Below are 19,228 nucleotides of genomic sequence, written 5' to 3'. Positions count from 1 at the left end.
GTGCCTACTTGGTGGACAGAGGTTGTTCCCACGGTAGCCCTGTTGATTTCGGCGGGCGCGTTGATTTTCAATGCGCTCAACGTTCGGTCGTCGGCCAAATCCAAGGATTTGGAGTGGCTGTTCCGCTATCTTGCGGACATGCGTGGTATGGAAGCAAAGCTTCTATCCAGTGCCACCGAAAGTGAACGACAGAGTACCTTTGTCGAGTTCGCCAACTTTCTTGAAGTGTGCTGCTACGCCCACAACAAGAGCCTATTTCCGAAACTTACCAAGGCCATGGTCACTGACAATTTGGTGAACTCAATTGCGATCATTGAGAATTCGACCTATGCCGCTTCCTTTGAACGATTGCTTACGTCAACGCAGACGTTCGACAGCCTAGCCGCGTTTAGGCGACGGCATAGTAAGCCAATTTCCCACGCTCAATTAGCAATCAAAACCGCCGGGCCTGCGGTCGAAGATGCCTCTTCCGAGCCGCAAGCCGAATGCCCATAGACCGCTCCCTTTGGAAGAGACCGCTCTCTAAGCACCATGCACCGGCATGGCCTTGCCCGTCATGCCGCGACGGAAAAATGCGCCTGAAACGCGAGACCCTACACTATGAGGAAACGGCTGAATCGCGAGCGAGGCACGGCGAAGAGGGCTTTGACGAAGTACTAATCGACTTGGCCTTTTCGGCTATATTGGAGTGCGTCAACTGCAAGGACAAGGTGGCGTGTTGCGGCAGTGGAGGTTACGCGCCGGATCAATATCAAGATGAGAACGGCGATCTCAACATGGATTACAGAGAAGAATTCTACGTGAGGTACTTTTCTAAGGCCATGAGGATTTTCTCTGTGCCTGCTAAATGCCCGAAGAGTGTCAAGAGGAGTATAGAGAAGTCGTTTAACGTCTTTTTCTGTGATCCGGGGGCCGCTTCGAATCACGTGAGACAATCCGCAGAAGAAATATTGACAAATTCTGGAATAGCCCCAACGGATACGAAAGGAAAATTCGTTCCCCTGGGAACTCGTATCGCTTCATTCAAGGCAATTGACAAGGATAGCGCCGATCGCGTCGATGCTCTACGATGGATAGGTAATTTCGGAAGTCATCCTGAGAATATTACTGTTAATGATGTATTTAACGCTTATGATATTTTGGAGGTCCTTCTTGAAGACCTCTATGTTGGGCACCAGAAATCAGTTCGTAGCTTGGTGGATAAGATCAATACGGCAAAGCGCCCAAGTTGAGTGCAGACTTCAATTTAGTGGCCGCAGACGATCTCCATGAGGGCTTTGAGCCCGCCTAGGGGCGCATCCGTCACGAGGCTTGCGAGTTCGCCTTTTCGTCTCGGTTCGAACCACGCGCCTCGCCAGTCCCGGCCGGCGACATAGCATGCGCTGGCTTTCAGCCCATGTGAAATACGACCAGAAGGACTGTACCCCAGAGGCACAGTTCTAACAGGGCTAGGATGGCGCGCATGGGTGCTCCTAGCCGGCAGGCTGCAATCGCTTCGCCAGTCTCGCCAACGTGCTCCTAGAGGCTCCTGTAGCGGCGACGATGCTGGACACATTGCCTAGCATCTTCATGATCCCAGCGTTGCGCCGTTCGTCTTCCTGTCGGCCCCTGTAGCGGCCTTCGGTATGTGCCCTGGCTATGCCTTGCGCCTGTCGGCGGCGACGGTCGATGTAGTCCTTCCTACCGGCAGCGGCGAGAACGTCTAGGATCATGGCGTTCATCGCATCGAACAGGCGCGTGGTGAAATCGTCCTGATCGGCCTTGGCCATCATCCATGAAGTCGGAAGGTCCAGCGCGACGACCTTAACCTTGCGGCTGGCGATCAGCCCTTTCAAGCTTTCCCAATCGACCTACGGAAATTTCGACGGCTCAAAGATAAACTGCCGCACAACAGGTGTGCTAGTACGGTTGGTGACGCTGGCTTAAGAAGGTCTATACCAAATGACTGATTTGGAACGCGCAGAGAAAAGAGAAATTCCCGGCGTTACTTTTGCGATCCCGCTAGATGCATTTCAGCGCGAGGCCGTAAAAAGCGCGATCGCTGCAACGGCAGTGGTTGACAGTATGGACATCTACGGTCGCATTCGTGAAGCGATTGCCGCCGCCAAGGCAGCCGGGGATGCTGACAGCTTGTCGGCGTTAGAGGTGCTTGGGCAAATTTCAACTTACCATTTCGTGCCAGACGATCGAATTGAGCCCTTTCGTCCTTTGGCAATCATGCACGGACGCAGGTCGCCAATCCCGGCCGACCTCCTATCCGATCAGATCACGATACTGGCAGAGTTGGTGCCCGAAATCGGTCACCCCGCCTTTCGAGCAAGAGTCGCTGATGTCTGCTGGTTGCTGAACAAGAAGGACGCGGTCTCGGGTCTGCGAGCCGTCGCATCATATGACGAATGCGTCACGTTGGTGCTGAAAGGCGAAGCCAAATTCGACTTCGATGAAAGCAACCCCGCTAGCGTGCCGGCCGCTGAGTATTTGACGCGGGCAACAATCATTGCACGATCAATGGGATGGAAGCGAAGTGAATTCGACCCGTTGCGAAAGATCATTGCTGACGTGTCGCAACTTGCTCTAGATGCCGATGACGGATGGGGCTTCATTCACATTGGTCCTATCAACCTAAGCAATCACGTTTGGGAATTGGTCCAGACAGCACAGGCCGCTGAAATTCTCGCGGCAAGCGCCAAGCTTGGTGGTAATCACCCGGCCCGCCGATCTCTATGGGAACTTGCGGCTCGCGCCTACCTAAGCGCCAAAGATGCCGAAAACAGCAATCGATGTTTGGTCGAAGCAGCGGAGACATACGCTGCGGATGCTGATGCGCGACAAGATTCGGCCGCCGTGCAAGTGCATTTCCTCAACGATGCGATTCAAGCATTAAGACCCATCCCAGGGACTGTCGATCGACGGCGGGCTTTGCAAGACCGATTGAGTGCGATCCAGCCTCGCATAATGGACGAAATGTCCAGCTTCTCACATCAAACCAACATTACAGAACTTGTGGAAGCGGCCGAAGCTGACGTTCGCGGCAAGCCGCTCGCGCAAGCCATTCGTAAGCTGCTTATGTGCGAGGACTCACCCGATCCTGACAAGCTGCGCGACCAAGTTCTGAAAGCAAGCCATGGAGGCCTAGCCGCTATATTCTCAACGACCGTGAGCGACAGCCAAGGCCGAACTCGCTTCATTGCACCCGGTCTCGATCTCAACGGTCCGCCAGACGAAAATCAGGTCCGGTTCATGATCAATCAGCATGACCGAATTCGCCGTAGCCTTGTTGTTGCGGGAAGAATTCATCCTATCCGGCGGGTCCTTTGGGAGGAGCATTCCGTTTCTGTGGACACGCTGTTGCCGCTGATGCGGGCAAGTCCCTTCGTCCCACCTCGCCACGAGTATACCTTTGCAATCGGTGCTGCCAAGTTCGTCGGCGGCGACGAACTCGAAGCCGCGCATCTAATCCTGCCGCAACTGGAGAACTCACTTCGCTACATCCTCAGTTCGTCAGGTGTAGAAACCAATCGCATCAATCAGGATGGCACACAGGAAGAGGCCATGCTTAGCCGTCTGCTAGGGGATTTCCGGGAGCCCCTTTTGCAGCTCATGCCTGCCGCCCTGGTTGAGGAGATAGACCTTTTGTTCAATTTTCGTGGCGGACCTGCGATACGCCATGAACTTGCGCACGGGAAAATGACCGATGGCCAGTTCTGGAGCCCGGACGTAACCTATTCAACATGGTTGGTCCTGCACATCGCCATTTTGCCAACCTTGAGTTTCTGGGACGATGTTGCGGCCGAAATGATGCGTCGTGGTCGATAATAACGGTTCCTCACTGCGCGCCTTTGCTCTGGTTTTTGCTCTGGTATTTGCTCGCTCTGAATAGCTAAGCTGTTGAAATCTATAGCAATCGAATTGCGACTGGCGGCTGCTCTCTCCGCCAGTTGCTCGGCCAACAAGCTGAAATAATTAACGAAGGTCAACCCACGCATTGCCCCACATTTTTGATGGCTTGCGTCGGCTTTGTGTGGGTGCCGCTGGACGTTGGATCTGTGAACATGCCGCTCAATTCGAATTACGGCTTTGCGCGCTATTGTGCGCTTCCTCGTATAGCGACCGCGAACGCCCGTTCAGGGCAGCGAGCGGCGCAATAGCCGCTACGTCGAGGTCCGAAGGTTGACCGCAATCATATTCCGCATGGCGACGAAACTGACGTCCAAGGCCGAAGGCAAGTGCATCTGCAAGTTGGAGTCCTGGCATTTCTTGCGATGGCGCGCTCAGCACCCCACCACCGATCAACCAAGGCGCGCTCTCACTTGCATCGATCCTCGATGCCGGAGCGCGGACGATCTTGGTCGATCGCAATCAGTGCGGGCTTTCCCTCGGAATGCAGTTCCTCCATGAGCGACCGGAGTACAAAGCGCTTCAGTGCGTTGTTGCGGTCGACGGTGAGCTGTTCGTTTCCTTCCTGCGCCCACCTACCGCGCATTTCCGTATACTGACCACGCGATAACCAAGCGTATCGCATGGATGCTTCGGCCTGTTCGATCAAACTGCTGAGGAAATGCAGCGCCGCTATCCTGTCGGAAATGCTCACGCTTCTCCAAGTGGATGCTGGCTTCGGGTTTACCATTTCTGCGACGTGAAACTCGATCTGACCGAGCAACGCAAGCCTTTCGCGCATTGCAAGCTCGATCGATGGATCGGTAGCGGCGTTCGTATGAATCCGGGCTGGAGCAAAATATCGAAGAACATTTACCTCGATGGTACACTACTTCGTTAGTTACCTTTGTTATTCAGGGACGCATGTGGTCCTAAAGTTATCCTGGGGGCAATCCTAGAATTGCGTTCCAACCGCGCCCGACATTCTCGAACAGCGCGCGCAGCGAGCGCGTACCGGTGCGCGTGGTAATGACAACCTGCGGGATCCCTGCCGGCTGCCCTTCAGAGAAAATGGAAGGCGCACTTTGAGAAATCTCAATCGCGCGACCTTTTTTGGGGACATGAAGGATCGAAGGCGAATTTAGTTCAGCATGCTTTATCGCGTCAGCGACTTCTCCCAGGACCTTATGATCGTCGGGTCTCGGATCGCCGTTGGCCGCGACTGCCGCGTTCGATATCAGCTGGCGAGCACCAGCCCTGCTGGTTACGGCCGCCAAGGCACCACGTTCTAGCGCGACCTCGGCAAAGTGATACAGGAAGATGGCACCGACCATTCCGACGCGCAGCGTCTCGTAGCTAACATCTCGTGTGAGCCCGGCATCATCTCCGGCAGCCACCGCGTGCAACAAATCCTCGTGTTCGATGAATCCCCTAATGGATGGGAGGACAAGTCGCTCCCAATGGACCGTGATAGATAAGCTCCCCATCACTCCCCCAAAAGTCCCGCTCGAACCTACGAAAATACCATAGCGGTTGAGAGGTTCAAATGATTATGGCGATTATCCGCGGCGACCGATCTCATACTCACCCCGCGCCGAAAGGGCCGCAGCGAAGACGACTGCTACGGAAACCAGCATAGCACCGCAAATGGTGGCTCATTCTAAGGGCGCTGCCTCAAAGTGCAAATCCAGGCTTTGGGTCAAAATCTCATATATTTGCCGGCGTCTTTTCTGCACCAAGCAGTCCGAACCGCGGCTCGGTCCTGCGGAGCTCTACGAAGCAGGATGGCCCCTGACCAGTGAGTGGGACATCCCACGCGAAAGTGCTAGTCTTTTGTTTCCGCATCCTCTTCAGGAACCCAAACCATGACCCATTTATTGCAGTCGATCTTAAGTCAAACTTAGCCGAAACTAGTTAAATGCCGAGGCGAAACCCGTGTGGTGAGCGTTTGTCGCTCCGGGACTGGCTGAAACCTCTGCCTTTCGCGGATGACGCCTATCGTCGCAAGGATTTCGATTGCATCGACACGCCCTATTGGCGAGTAATACGCACAAAATCGAGGCAGCCGGTCTAGGGTTAGGGGCATATCAATGGTGGGAAGAGTCGACAGCGATGTCGCGACCGACCGGCCGTGGCAGGCGGGCCTCTGCCAATTTTTCACTCGGGACAAGGTGGCGACTCTATGCCTACGCCATGTCAGCTTTCCGGAAGATCCTCTCGCATTACGCCTGCTCGAGCCAGCTGCCGGGCAAGGCGCCTTCATTCTTCCCCTGCTGCGTGGTCTGGTCGAAGCCTGCTGCAAGCAAGGGAAATCCTACGACCAGCTTCGCCCCGTTATCCGCGCGTACGAGATCGACCCCGATGTTGCGGCTACGTTGCGCGACCGGTGTGCCGAAGAACTGAGTGAGCTTGGCGTTGCTCAATCGATCGCGCGCGACATCGCCCGCGCCTGGATAAAGAACGAAGATTTCTTGGAAGCCCGGCCGCGTGTGCGCTTCACTCATATTGTCGGCAACCCTCCATATATCAGGTGGGATGCAATCCCTGCACCGCTGCGCACCTCATATCGAGAGCGGTTTTCCTCGTTCAAGCAGCGGGCAGACCTGTATATCGCGTTCATTGAGCGCTCGCTTGAATTGCTCGAGCCAGGCGGCCAGCTTGCCTTTCTCTGCCCCGGCACCTGGACGAGAAATGTCTATGGAGGTTCCATCAGGGAAGCTTTCACCTCCCAGGGACATCTAAAGGCGATTGTAGACTTCAGTGACGTCGATAGCTTCGAGACTCCCGCTGACGCCTATCCCCACTTTTTCGTCTTCGAGAACGGCACATCCGGCTCGACAAAGATATTGTCGATGGCCGGAACTGATACGATCATTCGGTCGGGTAGCTCGGCCGTCCGGACGTTCGCGCCTTCGTCGTCGCCGCTCCTTCTCAGTCGCGACGCCGCTGCTGAGAAAACGCTGGAATTCGCACGCGGAACATTTCCGAGAATTGAAGATGCAGGATGCGTCATTCGCGTAGGCTCGGCCACAGGATGCAACGAAGTCTTCCTCGGCCCGACCGAGAAGTTACCCGTCGAGCGTAGCCGGACGCTGCCGTTTGTAAACGCGCGCTCCATCCAGGATGGAACAGTCCACTGGAGTGGTACGAGCATCGTCAATGTGTTCGATGCCAACGGGAAGGTGGTCAAGCTTGCCGATTACCCCCGAATGGCGGCCTATCTCCGGAAACATAAGAAACCGCTGAAATCGCGGGCCAAGGCTAGTACATCGAAAACGTGGTGGCGGTCGATTGATAGCCTTCATCCCGATTGGCATGCGTCGCCCAAGCTGCTGGTCGTCGACGTCTCCGCCTCGCCGGTCATCGGGATCGACACGGTCGGCTATTGCGCGGGCAGTGGCGTTTATCAAATTAAGAGCGCCAGCTGGCCTCTAGAAGACCTTCACGTTCTTCTTTCAGCCGGGGTACTCGGGTTGTTTGTGAAGGCGCTGTCCGCCGGAGCTGCCACCGGCTTCCACCGTTTTCAAAAGAGCCAACTCTCGGCGGTGCATATCCCACGCTGGGAAGAAATTGAGCCAGGCTGGAAGAAGAGATTCAGCCACGCTCATCGGGCTAAGAACTGGGCACGCACTTTGGACCTGGTGGCCGAGCTTTACCAGTGCGAGGCCGGGCTGCTAGCGGGCTACGTTGCCCGCGACTGGGCTGGCATCTCCTCGAAGCTGACAGGGCGATAGAGATTGCCCATGCGCCAGACACCTTGGAACGATAGAATTGCTGAGCGCCAGACGCCCTGGAATGAACGAATTGCCGAGGCTGCCGCATCAAAGCAAGAGCGCGCCAGGCAGCTTCTCGTTCAAATGAAGGAGCGGAAATCTCAAAACACTCAGGCGGTGCCGTCTCCGGTCGCTACCGAGCTCGAAGCTGTGAATATAGGAGATGGGATCGAGCGCCTGGAGGACAGTGACCTAAGCGTCATTACGTCCAACCCTTCGCGGAGTTTGGTCGAATATTCAGAACTTCTCGACACTGTCGTCTCGAGCGACCAGAGACTTCATACCGCGCTTTTTTGGCCGCATATTCCCCCACGGGCGATATTGCCGTGGATGCTGCGTGAAGTTGGCCGAGGGAGGGATGCTCCGCCATTGCGGACCCTTTTCTTGAACATGGGGCGCCCAGCACTTCAGGCGGTTGCCGGCATCGAGGCGCAAACCTCGAAACTGCGTGCACGAGGTCTTTTTCGAAGCGGGGCGAGCGCAGGCAAGGTCTCGGGCACGATCAGCCCCGACGCACATTTCTATATGTTTCTGGGAGATACGCGGGAAAGCGGCATTCAATCCGTTCCACTGATCTCGATTGTTCCTCACACTGTTGCACTGAATGATGGGGTTTACTGGAGAGATTTCGACGAAAAGACACTGAAGGGCTTTAAGCGGCACTATCCGGCAGACCGGCTCGGCTCAATCCGCAAGCATTTGGACGTACTGGCGTCGGCAGAGCGCGGTCCTGCGTTCGCGTTCATGCTGCCGTCCCATTTTCCGGACGCCGATCGAAAACGTGCATTGCGGCAGATACCTGGCCGGATCGATTTGGCGATCATCGACATGTCGACCCATGCTCTTCGAAGCCGTGATGCAAGTTCCTTGATCCGATTGCTGATCGCGGAACTTGAACAGGAACTGCACTCACCTCCCCGCCATGCTCTGATCGTGACCGACTGTCCATTGCGGTTTTCATTCATACGCCACTCACTTAAGGGACGTCCGGAATCAGGCAGCCTGGGTGTCAAAAGCGAAAACCATCGCCTGATTTGGCCAACGCGTGGGCTGGGCTTTGAAGAGCCACAACCCCGGGCGGCCGCGACGCAACCGATTGTCGAAACAATCGCTTCCAACGAATGCATCATTGCAACCCGGCTGTGGAACCATGCACGGGAGCTGGATGGAGGTAATCCTCTTGTTTCGGTACTTGATCAAGGTGCTGCGGCGCTCAAGGGCATGGGCCTGACAGCTTCCGGCACGGATGCCATTCTGGCCCCCTACACAGATACGCGCGACGCCTACCATCGCATAAAGCGCGAACGTCATTCCTTTGATCCTCACCACAACAAAGCCTTGGCGCTGATTGGCGAAGGGCACGCCGGGCCGCGGCGTGACGCCATCCAGTCTGATCTCGCCGAGGCATTGGCGCTAGCGGCGACACTTCGCGTCGACACACCGCTCATGCGCTATCTCAAGCGCGTTTTGACTGAAATCGATAAGAACAATGATGTGCTAATTGTGCTGCGCCATCCCGAGGACGCACAACTAGCCAGTGATCTCCTGTTGGATTTTCTCACAGAGCCAGGAGCGTTTGTGACGGGGGTTCCCGAACTGCGCGTGACGACGCCCGGAAACTATCCTGCTGAACTTGGACGCAGGTCGCCCACTGCAGTAATCTGGGCCGCTTCGGCCATTTTGGGCGCGCGCGCGTACGTGGGCGACAGCTTCTGTCCAGCAGAATTCCGGCTTATTGTTGCCGGGCACGATGCGCTCACCCTGAAACGTACGCTCAGCGCAGTCCCTGAGGGTCCCGAGTACGCAGCTTACAGCGAGCGAACAGAGCTGTTGCTGAAAGCGCTGCCTTGGGTCGCTAAGGATATGGGCAGGCTATCAGCCGCCCTTGGTTTGGATGCAGACCGCTCCCGCGCAGCCCTGCCCTTCGTCGGCCAAGGCTACCTGCTCCTAGACGGCTATGGCAAGATCGCCGCCGGCCCACGATCACAGTTTTACGTCCTTGATCCGGTTACTCATCAATTGGCCCCTCGCGAGGCCCGCGCCATTGATAATGGTGACGCCGTGTTTGTGATGTCAGACATAATCCGGGAAGAGATCGAGGCGGCGCTGCGCGAAAAGAACGAGAAAGGCCGGACGCTCGAACAGGCGCTGGTTGATCAATACAAAGCGACGGTGAAAAAGGGCATTGAAGACCTGTCCAAGAAATACGGGGCCAAGATGCTTGGACAACGGGTTCATGGGATGCTCTTTGCTCAAAACCCTGCCCTGCCCAGCATCAGCAAAGCCTCGGTTGAATACTGGTTGCAAGCGGCTGAACGGTCTGAGGTCGACACGCCACACGCTGCGATTGATCCGGTCCATATTGAGGCATTCTTACGTCTCATGGGCGCCGGGATTTTGGCGCGGCCGCTCGCTGATGCTGTCCGGATCGTACGCAGCGATCTTCGCCGCGACGGACAAACCAATCGCGGGCTCTTTGACAGGCTCCTTCTCGACACCGACAGCTTGATGAGGGGGCCGAATGCATCATTCGAGAAATTACGCGCTGTACGTCGTGACGCAATGGCCAGCGTCTATCCTGTAATCGAAAAACACCTCGAGCCGCCGGCCGCTACCAATGCCAACGCCATCCGTCTTGAGGCGGCAGCCCGATGACACAGCTCCTCTACCCAAACAACAACGACATATCTCACACCACAAAAGAGGCCGTAGCCTCCGCGATTTTGCATACGGTCTATGATCGGTTGCGAGGCGCAGGCCCTAGCGGCCACATAATCTATCGCGAAAAACCGTCAAAAGTCATTCATACCCAGCATTTGTTGCCGCGCCGGCGTCCTTCAGAGACTGCTGCAACCTACGAGGAAAAAGATGACGTTACGTCTCCGGCTCACATCGGCACAGCCGGGCTGACGTTTCAGATAGCGGATCGGAAGGACAAGGCGATAACAGTTGGCCTGCGCGCTTGCATATACCTCCGCATACTACCGTCGACGCAAGACCTGGCTTCATCGAACGTGGTTTTCCGGTTAGCTAAGAATGCTCGCTCGATCATTCTCAGGCACAGGCGTGAAGCGCTCCGCCGGGCAGAAGAAGACAACAAAGCAATACTCGGCGATGAGGGCCGCAAGAGCCCCGCATGGCTGGACATCAAGAATCGCGTTACCGAGGAGGCGGAAAATGCTGCGCTGCTCGAACTTGGGATTGCGCCTGCGATCTTGCGTTCCCCGGCGCGCGAAGACGCGCTCGTTTCTATTCTCTCGGAAGAAGACGAAGCCCCTGGCTCAGACGATCCTTCTGTCAACGACGATCCCGAGACAGCCGAAACCAATTCATCCGATGAGCATGTAGGCGATGCGGTGCCTGATGCAGCAATCGACACAGTCAATGCTGACGGGCGAGGTCCGGCCACGGCGGACAGCGACACGCTAAAGGCGTTTGAGTTCAAGGTTGGCCCCGGAGCAACTGATGCACCTCCGGATGCGCTAATTGAGCGTGAGCATATTCCGCAAAAATGGCTGCGCCTTCCGCTCGAGCTAGGCTCGTTCCGTATCGATCTTTCACTGAGTCGCGAAGCAACCGATCGATCCCTTGCGGAATTCAACGCGCAAATGCAGCGACGCGTGGAGAGCGCGATTGATGCGTGGGAAGCCGATGACAACGCCGAGACCGGCGGGTTGGTTTGGGGGTTCCCGGCCGGCAGAGGCATGCACAGCCGCACCGTCGTCCCGGCGGAGGTTGTTGCTTGGGACCAAACATTGGCCACGTTGCGGACCAATCGTCGAGTTGCGAGGCCGACTGTTCTACCCGTGCTGGAATATGAAAATCTGGAAGACCCGCTTCATCCGGACGAGCGCACCGTCCGGATTATTCTCGTAAACGAATCCGACCTTATCGACGCAAAGCAGGCAGCCGCGCGTGAGTCCGATGCGACATTGTATCAGGTCGAAATATCAGCCGAGTTCGATCCTGACTTGCACCGTCCTATCCACCTGGAGCGGATTGCACCGTCGTACCGTTACAATCAGTATCTCTCGTACGATGCCTTAGGGATCAATTGCGGTGTCCGTCGGCGGGGACTCATCGATGCGCGTATCCTCGAGACCACCTCGCTGCCAACTTATTGCCAACCACTTATCCGGCAATTCGACATCACACCCGGGCCTGACTTTGCCGCTCTCGGCTCGGACGATGGAGGCCTTGCTGTACTCAGGAGCCTCCTGAAAGCTTTTGATGATTGGCTTGCGTCCGTTGTGGCATCGCGACCCTACGAGCAGTCCCTCGATCCCATCGCAGATGCCGACGACTACGCCCGCGAGAGGCGGCAGTTTGAGGAAGTCGATTTGCGCCGTTGGCAGGCAGAAAGGGAAGCTATCGCGCGTGGGCTCGCCGTCCTTGAGAGAGCTTTTCAGGCGCAATCCAACGGCAAAGCTTTTGACGATCCGGAGGTACTGCCGCTGACTGCGTGGCGATTTACGAACCAGACCTTCGGTGAATTCTGGGGAAGAAAGAACAAGAGTGTCACGGGATGGCGCTTATTCCAGGTCGCATTCATCCTTTCCCAGGTTCCTGCCGTAGTTTCGCGCGTCGATGCATGGAAGAATTCGCCTGCGCAAACCGCCGACGACGACCGCGAGGCGACGCTTCTCTATTTCTCGACCGGCGGCGGAAAATCGGAAAGCTTTTTTGGCTTGTTGGTATTTTGCCTTGCGTTTGACAGGCTGCGGGGAAAGGCGCGCGGGATAAGTGCGCTTGTTCGCTATCCGCTGCGTCTATTGACGAGCCAACAGGCGCAGCGCCTTGCGCAGGTCTTGGCGGCGGCCTATCAGGTGAAGTGGGCCTGGACGAAAAAAGGCTTTGATTTCAAGGGCAAAGGTTTCGAGATCGGCTTCTGGGTCGGGGGCGGCAACACGCCTAATAATCGAAATGACCGTGGCGTATCTGAAATACCGCTGCTGACCAAAGATTGGGATGAGTTGGCGGCGCGTCACGGCGACTATGCCGTCTATCTAAAGAAATGGCGTCGGCTCGCGACCTGCCCATATTGCACCGGCAGTCTCGTCGATGCGGAAGGCAAGCGTTCCTCATCGGTAGGTCTTCGACGCTTTCACGAGGGCCCGCCGCAGGAGGAGCGGCTGGCTCATTGTTGCTTCAACAAGGACTGCGGGTGGAACCGCCGAAATCCAAACGACGGCAAGCCGTCCCCCTTGCCAATCCACATTATGGATTCCGACATTTACGCACATGCGCCTGCCATTCTGCTCGGGACAGTCGATAAGCTCGCATTGATCGGACAAAGCGCCCGTACGCTTGTCCGGGTTCTTGGAATGTTTGGCTATCCTGCGTGGCACCATGTTGAGTCAGGCCGGTTCGTTTCTCCCTACACCCGCGAACAATTTCGAAAAGGACCTGAGCTCTATGGCTGCGAGGCGGTCTTTCCGTTCTATTCGAACGGCAAGAAGCTCCTTTTCGACCCTTACCCACTTTTGGAAGTCCAGGACGAGGCCCATCTGCTGGACGAGTCCCTCGGCACATTCTCGGGTCTCTTTGAGACAACCTTCCATCACGCTCTTCGGATGTTGGCGCCACTCCTCGGCGATCAGGTTATCACCGAACACGGCGCAGCCCGTCCACCCAGGATCATCGCGGCCTCAGCCACAGTCTCGGAACCGGCGCGCCAGATCGATCAAATTTATCAGCGGCAAGTTCGTCTGTTCCCCCAGCCGGGACCAGACCTTTACGAAAGCTTCTATGCAAGGCTGCAGCGACCGCAAAGTGGCGATCCTGCACGCGATGGCAGCAGCAATGTCGAGCACCGAACACCGACAAGACGGCGCTACGTCTCGCTAATGACAAACGGGCGGACACACACCGCCGCAACAGTTGCGGTTCTGTCCGCATTTCATCTGACGATCACCCAGCTTCTGAAGTCATTCATCGAAGGTGATGACCAGGTACGTTGGTCTATGCGTCGCGAGCTTGCGGAAGCCCTTCCCTCAGACATTTTTTGGCAAGGCCATCGCGACTGTCTGCTCGATAGGGGCATTGAAAATGCTCACATCGCATATGTCGTGGACCTTAACCGCATCGCGTTGCTTTATGTCACGAACAAGAAAGGCGGCGACAACGTCAAGGCAGCGCTCCAGGATGTAATTCGACGGGACCACCGGCTGTCCGGTATCGATGATATCCCCGGTGTCCGCACCGCTTTGATTACTGGTGCAATCGATGCGGGTCTGATCGGTTCAATCGTGACGGAAGCGGCCTATAAGCCGCCCGTCGGAACGCCTTTCAGTTTCAGCGCGCTCCAGAACTCTCTCCGAGGTGTGATTGCAACCTCAGCAATCTCGCACGGCGTCGACGTTGACGAATTCAATATGATGTTTTTTGCCGGGCAGCCGCCGGACATCGCTGAATATATCCAGGCCTCGTCGCGTGTCGGACGCGCGCATGTCGGCACGAGCATCCTGATACCAACGCCGCAGCAGCGTCGCGACCGGTACATTGTCGAAATACACGACATCTTCCACCGCTTCCTCGAGCGCATGATCGACGCAGCACCGGTTGAGCGTTGGGCCGAGAATGCGATCACGCGAACGCTCGCATCGTTCTTACAGCTCAAGCTGTGCGGCGTGGACTACATCCGAAACATGAACCGTGCGGGTTCGGCTGCCGACAAGGCGGTGCTCGCTGAGCCGGATAACGTGGGAGAAATCGGCGAACGATCCCGCACGGATCATATCAACCTGCTGGACGAGCTCCGCGACTTCGTCGTCGACGGTATTGGCCTCTATCACGCGACATCTCCCGTAAATAAAGACTTTTACAAGAAGCGTATCCACGATCTGTTTGATCAGGCCACGACGGCAATGGAACGGTCCAACTGGAAGACCGAGACACTTGGCATGTTCTTCAGGCAGCCTGGCGCGCCATTGTCGCGGCCCATGACGAGCCTACGGGATGTCAGCGAGGCTGGCCTGATTGAAGGTGGCTTTGGAACGGGGTCAGACCGCATCCGTCTAAGCGATCTTGGCCGTGTGATGTCCGCGCTCATGCGGGGAAACAACAGCTGGACGGCCGGAGAAACCGGGGAATAGGCGCTTATGGCAAAGCAACCCAGTCAGCCGAACAACGAGGCGGACGCCAAAGGCCCGTCCATGAGTCGTTCTCAAGCCCAGATTGCCATGAGCTATGCGCCAGGGCAGCACTTCACCTTCGAAGGCGCTGCGGGGGCGTGCCAAGCTATGCCTTCGCCCAACGCTACGCCGGCGCGGCTTGATCCGACAACACAGGTTCAGATTGAAATGCGCATCGATGAGGCGGCGCGTGCGTGGTTCGACAAGGCTATTGCCTGTCGCCAAAACGATACCAACGTCCCCCCTCCGTTTGCCGATTTCTGTGTTGATGTGTCGTTGCTGGATTCAGCGCGGACACAATACGCCTTCCGCCCGCAGGTGTTTGCCTATTTTCGGCCGGATCGGATGGGATATCTGCCGCGCCCGACGACATTGATATGCAGCGAATGCGGATTGATTGAAGCAACGGACAATCCCAAGCAGATGGGGGAGCGCCTGTCGATCCTTAGTCAGGCCTGCGCGCATCCGAAGCGGCCGAATGATCCGACGCGCTGCTCTTGGGGACAGCTCGATGTGATCTTTGCTCACTGGTCGGGATCCTGGAAGGCCGCCAGCCCGAACATGACGGTCTATGACCAAGCATCACGCCGGCCGATCAAGAGATATGCGGTCTGCGGAAAATGCGGTACCCGCCAGTTCGTGCTCAACAAGGACCAAGTCGCCCTGTCGAATTGGTCGTTCTCCTGCGCAAATTGCGGAACGAAGCACCCTGACCCCTGGATTGAAAAATGCGACGAGACGCTTGGCCGTATTGCCGCCACGATAGGACCGGGCGGAAATATCGTCGGTGAAGCATCGATGGAGAAAATCAACTACGCCGCATCGTCGGCCTATTTCGTAAAATCCGACACCTTCATTACCTTTCCGGAAAATTCCGGGATCGAAGCTCTGGAACCCGGACAAACCCACCTTCTTGCAAGCGTAATCGAACGCATTGTGGGGCTAGAGGGACCTCCGCTCAGTGATGCGGAGGTCACGGCGCAACTGCTATCCAGAGACCGGCCAATCGAGGCGAGAGAGTTCGATGAGATATTGCAAGGGCTGCAACTCGCCATGGACAATCAAAACACGGTCGTCGCCAATTTAATGACCAACATGAAGGCCGAGCGGCTTGCCAATTGGCAAAGGGCTGGTTGGCTCAAGCGCAATAGCGTTTTGCCGGCGTACATCCTGGCAAAGCTTCAGGAGAGGCACGAATGGACGGGCAAATACGACCCCTTCAGGCTCCTCATCGAGCACGAGGCGCTCTCCAGGACCAAACTGCGCGGCGCGATCGTCGGAGGGCGCGCGAGCTATGTCGATTTCACGAACCCCGACGAATGGCTTGTGACACCGAATTCGCCGCAGCGAACGACGATGATATCGACGGCCAAAGAGGCCACGAGGTTTTTGGGCGTTGAACGTGCTGGTCTCATAAGCAAATTCGATCTGTGCAAGTTCAGCTACGGATTCTCGCGCGTCGGAAATGGCCCCAAAATCCACAAGCATGGCAGGATGATGCCCGTGCGCTTGAACCTATTTCCAAGAGTTCAAGTGGCACAGGAGGCACGTCATCCTGTTTACGTTCTGGAGCAATCTAACGAGGCCTTCTATTTTAAGCTGGACGAAGCCTTGGTTCGCGCGTGGCTTTCGCAAGACGCGCTGGGCTGCGTTGATATTGGACTTCTTGCGGAGTATCCGGACAATTTTGCCGCTGCCATGCTGGGCTCGGCCGCAGTGATGAGCGGATACCTTGAGGAGCACGACCGCGAGTCGGATCCCACGATCTACACAATGACCTACGCGCTGCTGCACTCCTATTCTCACTACATTATGCAGGGGATCCAGCAATTCTCCGGTCTCGATCTAGGGTCGATCGGCGAGTATTTGTTCCCCTGCGATCTGGGTTTCGTGGTCTACCGCAACGGGATGACGCTCGACCTTGGCGACTTGTCGGCGTTGTGGCGCAACCACCACGAGGCGTTTCTATCCTACCTTAGAAATTTTCCGACATCGTTGGGATGCAATCTTGGAAATCTTTGCATGACAAAGGGCGGCGCTTGCCCCGATTGCATTATGATTCCGGAAGTCATCTGCCTCACGGCCAATAAGTACCTGAGCCGCTCGACGCTGATCGGTCGCGGCAGGCCGGATTTTATCGTCGGTGAAGCGCAAATCAGAGGCTACCTTCAGTTCGCGTTAGACCATGCCAGATCGAAACAATGAAGCTGATATCGATGTGCTTCTTAACGGGCTTTCACCGCTAGCCCGCCAAGCATCTCGGATACTAGCATATCTGGCTGAGTTCCCAGACGGTCTGGGCGGTTCCGATGCCGCGCTTTCGTCACGTGTCGGCGAGGTGTCGGCCGAACATGTGGCCATCGCACGTCGGTCCCTTTTGGCTGCGGGCCTTGCTATGCAGGTAAATTTTTCCACGAAGCTCATCGCAACTCCGGAAACACTAAGAAATCTCGTTGAGAACCTGAAGGGTATCGAAGCGTATTTGCGTTCTCACACGGATCGCAACGTGGTCGAGCTGGTACTTACCGAGCCTGGGGCAAAGAGCACCCTTAGGAAAGCCATTGATAGTCTGCCCGGGCTATCGCCAATCATGTTCCAAACAAGCGACGTTTTCTTCCGCCTTGCGCGTGCCGCGAAGCGTGATCTCGTGGTCCTTGCTCCTTTCATCGACAATCAGGGGGCCGATCTTCTGGTGGAGTTGTTCTCGATCTGCCGGCCGGGCGTTCACTGTCATCTGGTGTGCCGTCCCCTGAGCGAGCCCCAGTGTGGCGAGGCGTTTCTCCGACGTGCAGACGACTTCCGACGGATAGGCGTCTTAGTCTACGAGTATGCACTGCCGTCAACCCTGCCGTCCGGGCGGGAGACATTCCATGCAAAGGTCGTTCTTTCCGACGATGACTTGTTCTATGTGGGCTCGAGCAATTTCATGGGATCGGCACTGGATCGGTCATTTGAATGCGGCGTCCTCGTGGGGGGCGGAGCAGCGAAAGAACTGTCTTCCGTTCTGGAGGCCGTGCGATCAATCGCCAAGCCGGTGCGCCATTATTGACGACTAGGTCTCCTTTCGCCTCCGCCGAAGCATTGCTGTGAGCTGCATCGAAGGCGGACGCATCGTCGCCACAGACGTTTATTTTTTGAAGGCTACGGCATGCCCGACTGAAGGATTTTCGAGAAGAATAGGGCAAGTATAATTTTTTACTAAAATGCCCTTGAAGGTCGTTCGCTGCGCTTCCTACATATGTGGCGATCGGTCGCACTGAGGCGATCTTTCTGGAAGGGAATGGCCGATTTTTTTCGGCGACCCGGCCCGCGCGCCCCGGTCTCGTCACGTCTGCTTTTTCAAGCCATTTGAATAACGTAGCTCCTGAGGCCCAAATCAATGGGATACGAGATCGATTTTCTGTCCGTTGGCGAGAGCAATGGTGACGCCATCTGCATTCGCTACGGCTCTCCGGCGACCGGCTACACGATTCATGTCGTCGACGGTGGGTACACCGACACCGGAGATACTATCGTCGACCATGTCCGCCGATACTTCGGCAACCCAAACTACATCGACCACGTCGTGCTGTCGCACGCAGACAACGATCATGTGGCCGGACTGCTGACGGTTCTTGAAAATTTCGACGTCGGCCACCTGTGGATGAACAGGCCTTGGTTGTACGCGGCCGAGATCATCGGCGACTTTCACGGCAAATACACGGTGGCAGGTTTGCAGAAGGCGATCAAAGACGCGTATCCGCTGCTGGTAGAGTTGGAGCAACTTGCCTTCAATCAGGGAACGCGGGTGCACGAAGCGTTTGCGTTCGCACAAATCGGCCAGTTCACAGTCCTTGCACCATCACGCGAACGCTATCTTCGGCTGATCCCCGCATTCAACCGCACACCGGCGAGCTATGCGAAACCCATCAAAGGGTTTGCAGGCAGGCTGGTAGAAGCGGCGAAGGCGCTGCTTCACTACTTCGAGACCTGGGGCGACGAGCAACTGGAAGAGAACCCGCCCGCTTGTACGGCGGCCAACGAATCGAGCTTGGTACAACTCGGCCAGATCGACGGTCGGGCACTGCTGCTGACAGCGGATGTCGGACCAGATGGTCTCATGGAGGCGGCCGATAATGTCGAACTGATGGCTGTGCCAGCGCCGCTGGCCTTTGTCCAGGTTCCTCATCATGGCAGCCGCCGCAACGTAACGCCCTCCATCCTTGATCGGTGGCTCGGCGGGCCTGTCGCCGAAGGGACGATGCGAGGCACAGCCTTTTGCTCCGTCGGGTCGAACAAGCCGGACTATCCTCGCAAGCGCGTGCAGAACGCCTTTCTGCGGCGGGGCTATGGCGTGATCTCCACCCGCGACAGATGGATCTCGCACTACTTCAACATACCGCCGAAGCCGGGTGCGGTCACAGTCGGCCCTGAACCGTTCGTCAGCGTCTACGAGGAATAAGCGAA

Annotated in this window: 12 protein-coding genes; 9 read left to right on the top strand and 3 right to left on the bottom strand. The window is 56.6% G+C overall.

The window, feature by feature from the left end:
• Nucleotides 1-495, top strand: a complete 495-nt coding sequence (locus CKW40_RS37800) for a hypothetical protein (RefSeq protein ID WP_179298262.1) — start codon at nt 1-3, stop codon at nt 493-495.
• Nucleotides 486-1,232: a DUF8608 domain-containing protein gene (locus CKW40_RS37795; protein ID WP_095204757.1), complete on the top strand. Its 747-nt coding sequence runs from the start codon at nt 486-488 to the stop codon at nt 1,230-1,232. The genes CKW40_RS37800 and CKW40_RS37795 overlap by 10 nt, the downstream gene beginning before the upstream one ends.
• 240 nt (nt 1,233-1,472) lie before the next feature.
• Here the strand turns inward: CKW40_RS37795 and CKW40_RS37790 are convergent, their stop codons facing one another.
• Nucleotides 1,473-1,835, bottom strand: coding sequence for a recombinase family protein (locus CKW40_RS37790; protein WP_095204756.1), 363 nt, complete (start codon nt 1,833-1,835; stop codon nt 1,473-1,475).
• 106 nt (nt 1,836-1,941) lie between these two features.
• On the opposite strand from CKW40_RS37790, the gene CKW40_RS37785 reads away from it, so the two are divergent.
• A complete protein-coding gene (locus tag CKW40_RS37785) occupies nt 1,942-3,816 on the top strand; it encodes a DUF7380 domain-containing protein (protein ID WP_095204755.1) in 1,875 nt (624 codons plus the stop codon).
• Between the two features lie 490 nt (nt 3,817-4,306).
• On the opposite strand, the gene CKW40_RS37780 is transcribed toward CKW40_RS37785, so the two are convergent.
• Both CKW40_RS37780 and CKW40_RS37775 read right to left on the bottom strand, forming a co-directional pair.
• Nucleotides 4,307-4,678: a hypothetical protein gene (locus tag CKW40_RS37780; RefSeq protein ID WP_095204754.1), complete on the bottom strand. Its 372-nt coding sequence runs from the start codon at nt 4,676-4,678 to the stop codon at nt 4,307-4,309.
• Between the two features lie 136 nt (nt 4,679-4,814).
• The gene (locus tag CKW40_RS37775; RefSeq protein WP_143748459.1) at nt 4,815-5,282 is read right to left on the bottom strand and encodes a hypothetical protein; all 468 of its coding nucleotides are present in this window, start codon (nt 5,280-5,282) and stop codon (nt 4,815-4,817) included.
• A 684-nt stretch (nt 5,283-5,966) separates the two neighbouring features.
• Between CKW40_RS37775 and CKW40_RS37770 the strand changes: the two genes are divergently transcribed.
• The 6 genes from CKW40_RS37770 (at nt 5,967) to CKW40_RS37745 (ending at nt 19,223) form a co-directional block, all read left to right on the top strand.
• Nucleotides 5,967-7,610 (top strand): Eco57I restriction-modification methylase domain-containing protein, encoded by a 1,644-nt coding sequence (locus tag CKW40_RS37770; protein ID WP_095204752.1) that lies wholly within the window; start codon nt 5,967-5,969, stop codon nt 7,608-7,610.
• A gap of 9 nt (nt 7,611-7,619) precedes the next feature.
• Complete coding sequence (locus tag CKW40_RS37765; protein ID WP_095204751.1) at nt 7,620-10,304, top strand: hypothetical protein; 2,685 nt, start codon at nt 7,620-7,622, stop codon at nt 10,302-10,304.
• Nucleotides 10,301-14,743: a DEAD/DEAH box helicase family protein gene (locus CKW40_RS37760; RefSeq protein WP_095204750.1), complete on the top strand. Its 4,443-nt coding sequence runs from the start codon at nt 10,301-10,303 to the stop codon at nt 14,741-14,743. The genes CKW40_RS37765 and CKW40_RS37760 overlap by 4 nt, the downstream gene beginning before the upstream one ends.
• Before the next feature lie 6 nt (nt 14,744-14,749).
• Nucleotides 14,750-16,987, top strand: a complete 2,238-nt coding sequence (locus CKW40_RS37755; protein WP_244571456.1) for a DUF8724 domain-containing protein — start codon at nt 14,750-14,752, stop codon at nt 16,985-16,987.
• A complete protein-coding gene (locus CKW40_RS37750; protein ID WP_095204749.1) occupies nt 16,968-17,831 on the top strand; it encodes a phospholipase D-like domain-containing protein in 864 nt (287 codons plus the stop codon). The genes CKW40_RS37755 and CKW40_RS37750 overlap by 20 nt, the downstream gene beginning before the upstream one ends.
• Nucleotides 17,832-18,161: 330 nt before the next feature.
• Nucleotides 18,162-19,223 carry a ComEC/Rec2 family competence protein gene (locus CKW40_RS37745; protein WP_095204748.1) on the top strand — a complete coding sequence of 354 codons (1,062 nt, stop codon included), beginning with the start codon at nt 18,162-18,164 and terminating at the stop codon, nt 19,221-19,223.
• Nucleotides 19,224-19,228 lie beyond the last annotated feature (5 nt).

The sequence above is a fragment of the Mesorhizobium carmichaelinearum genome (assembly GCF_900199455.1).
Classification (GTDB): domain Bacteria; phylum Pseudomonadota; class Alphaproteobacteria; order Rhizobiales; family Rhizobiaceae; genus Mesorhizobium; species Mesorhizobium carmichaelinearum.
Note: the sequence above shows the minus strand (reverse complement) of the source record. Positions and strands in the feature narration are given on the sequence as shown.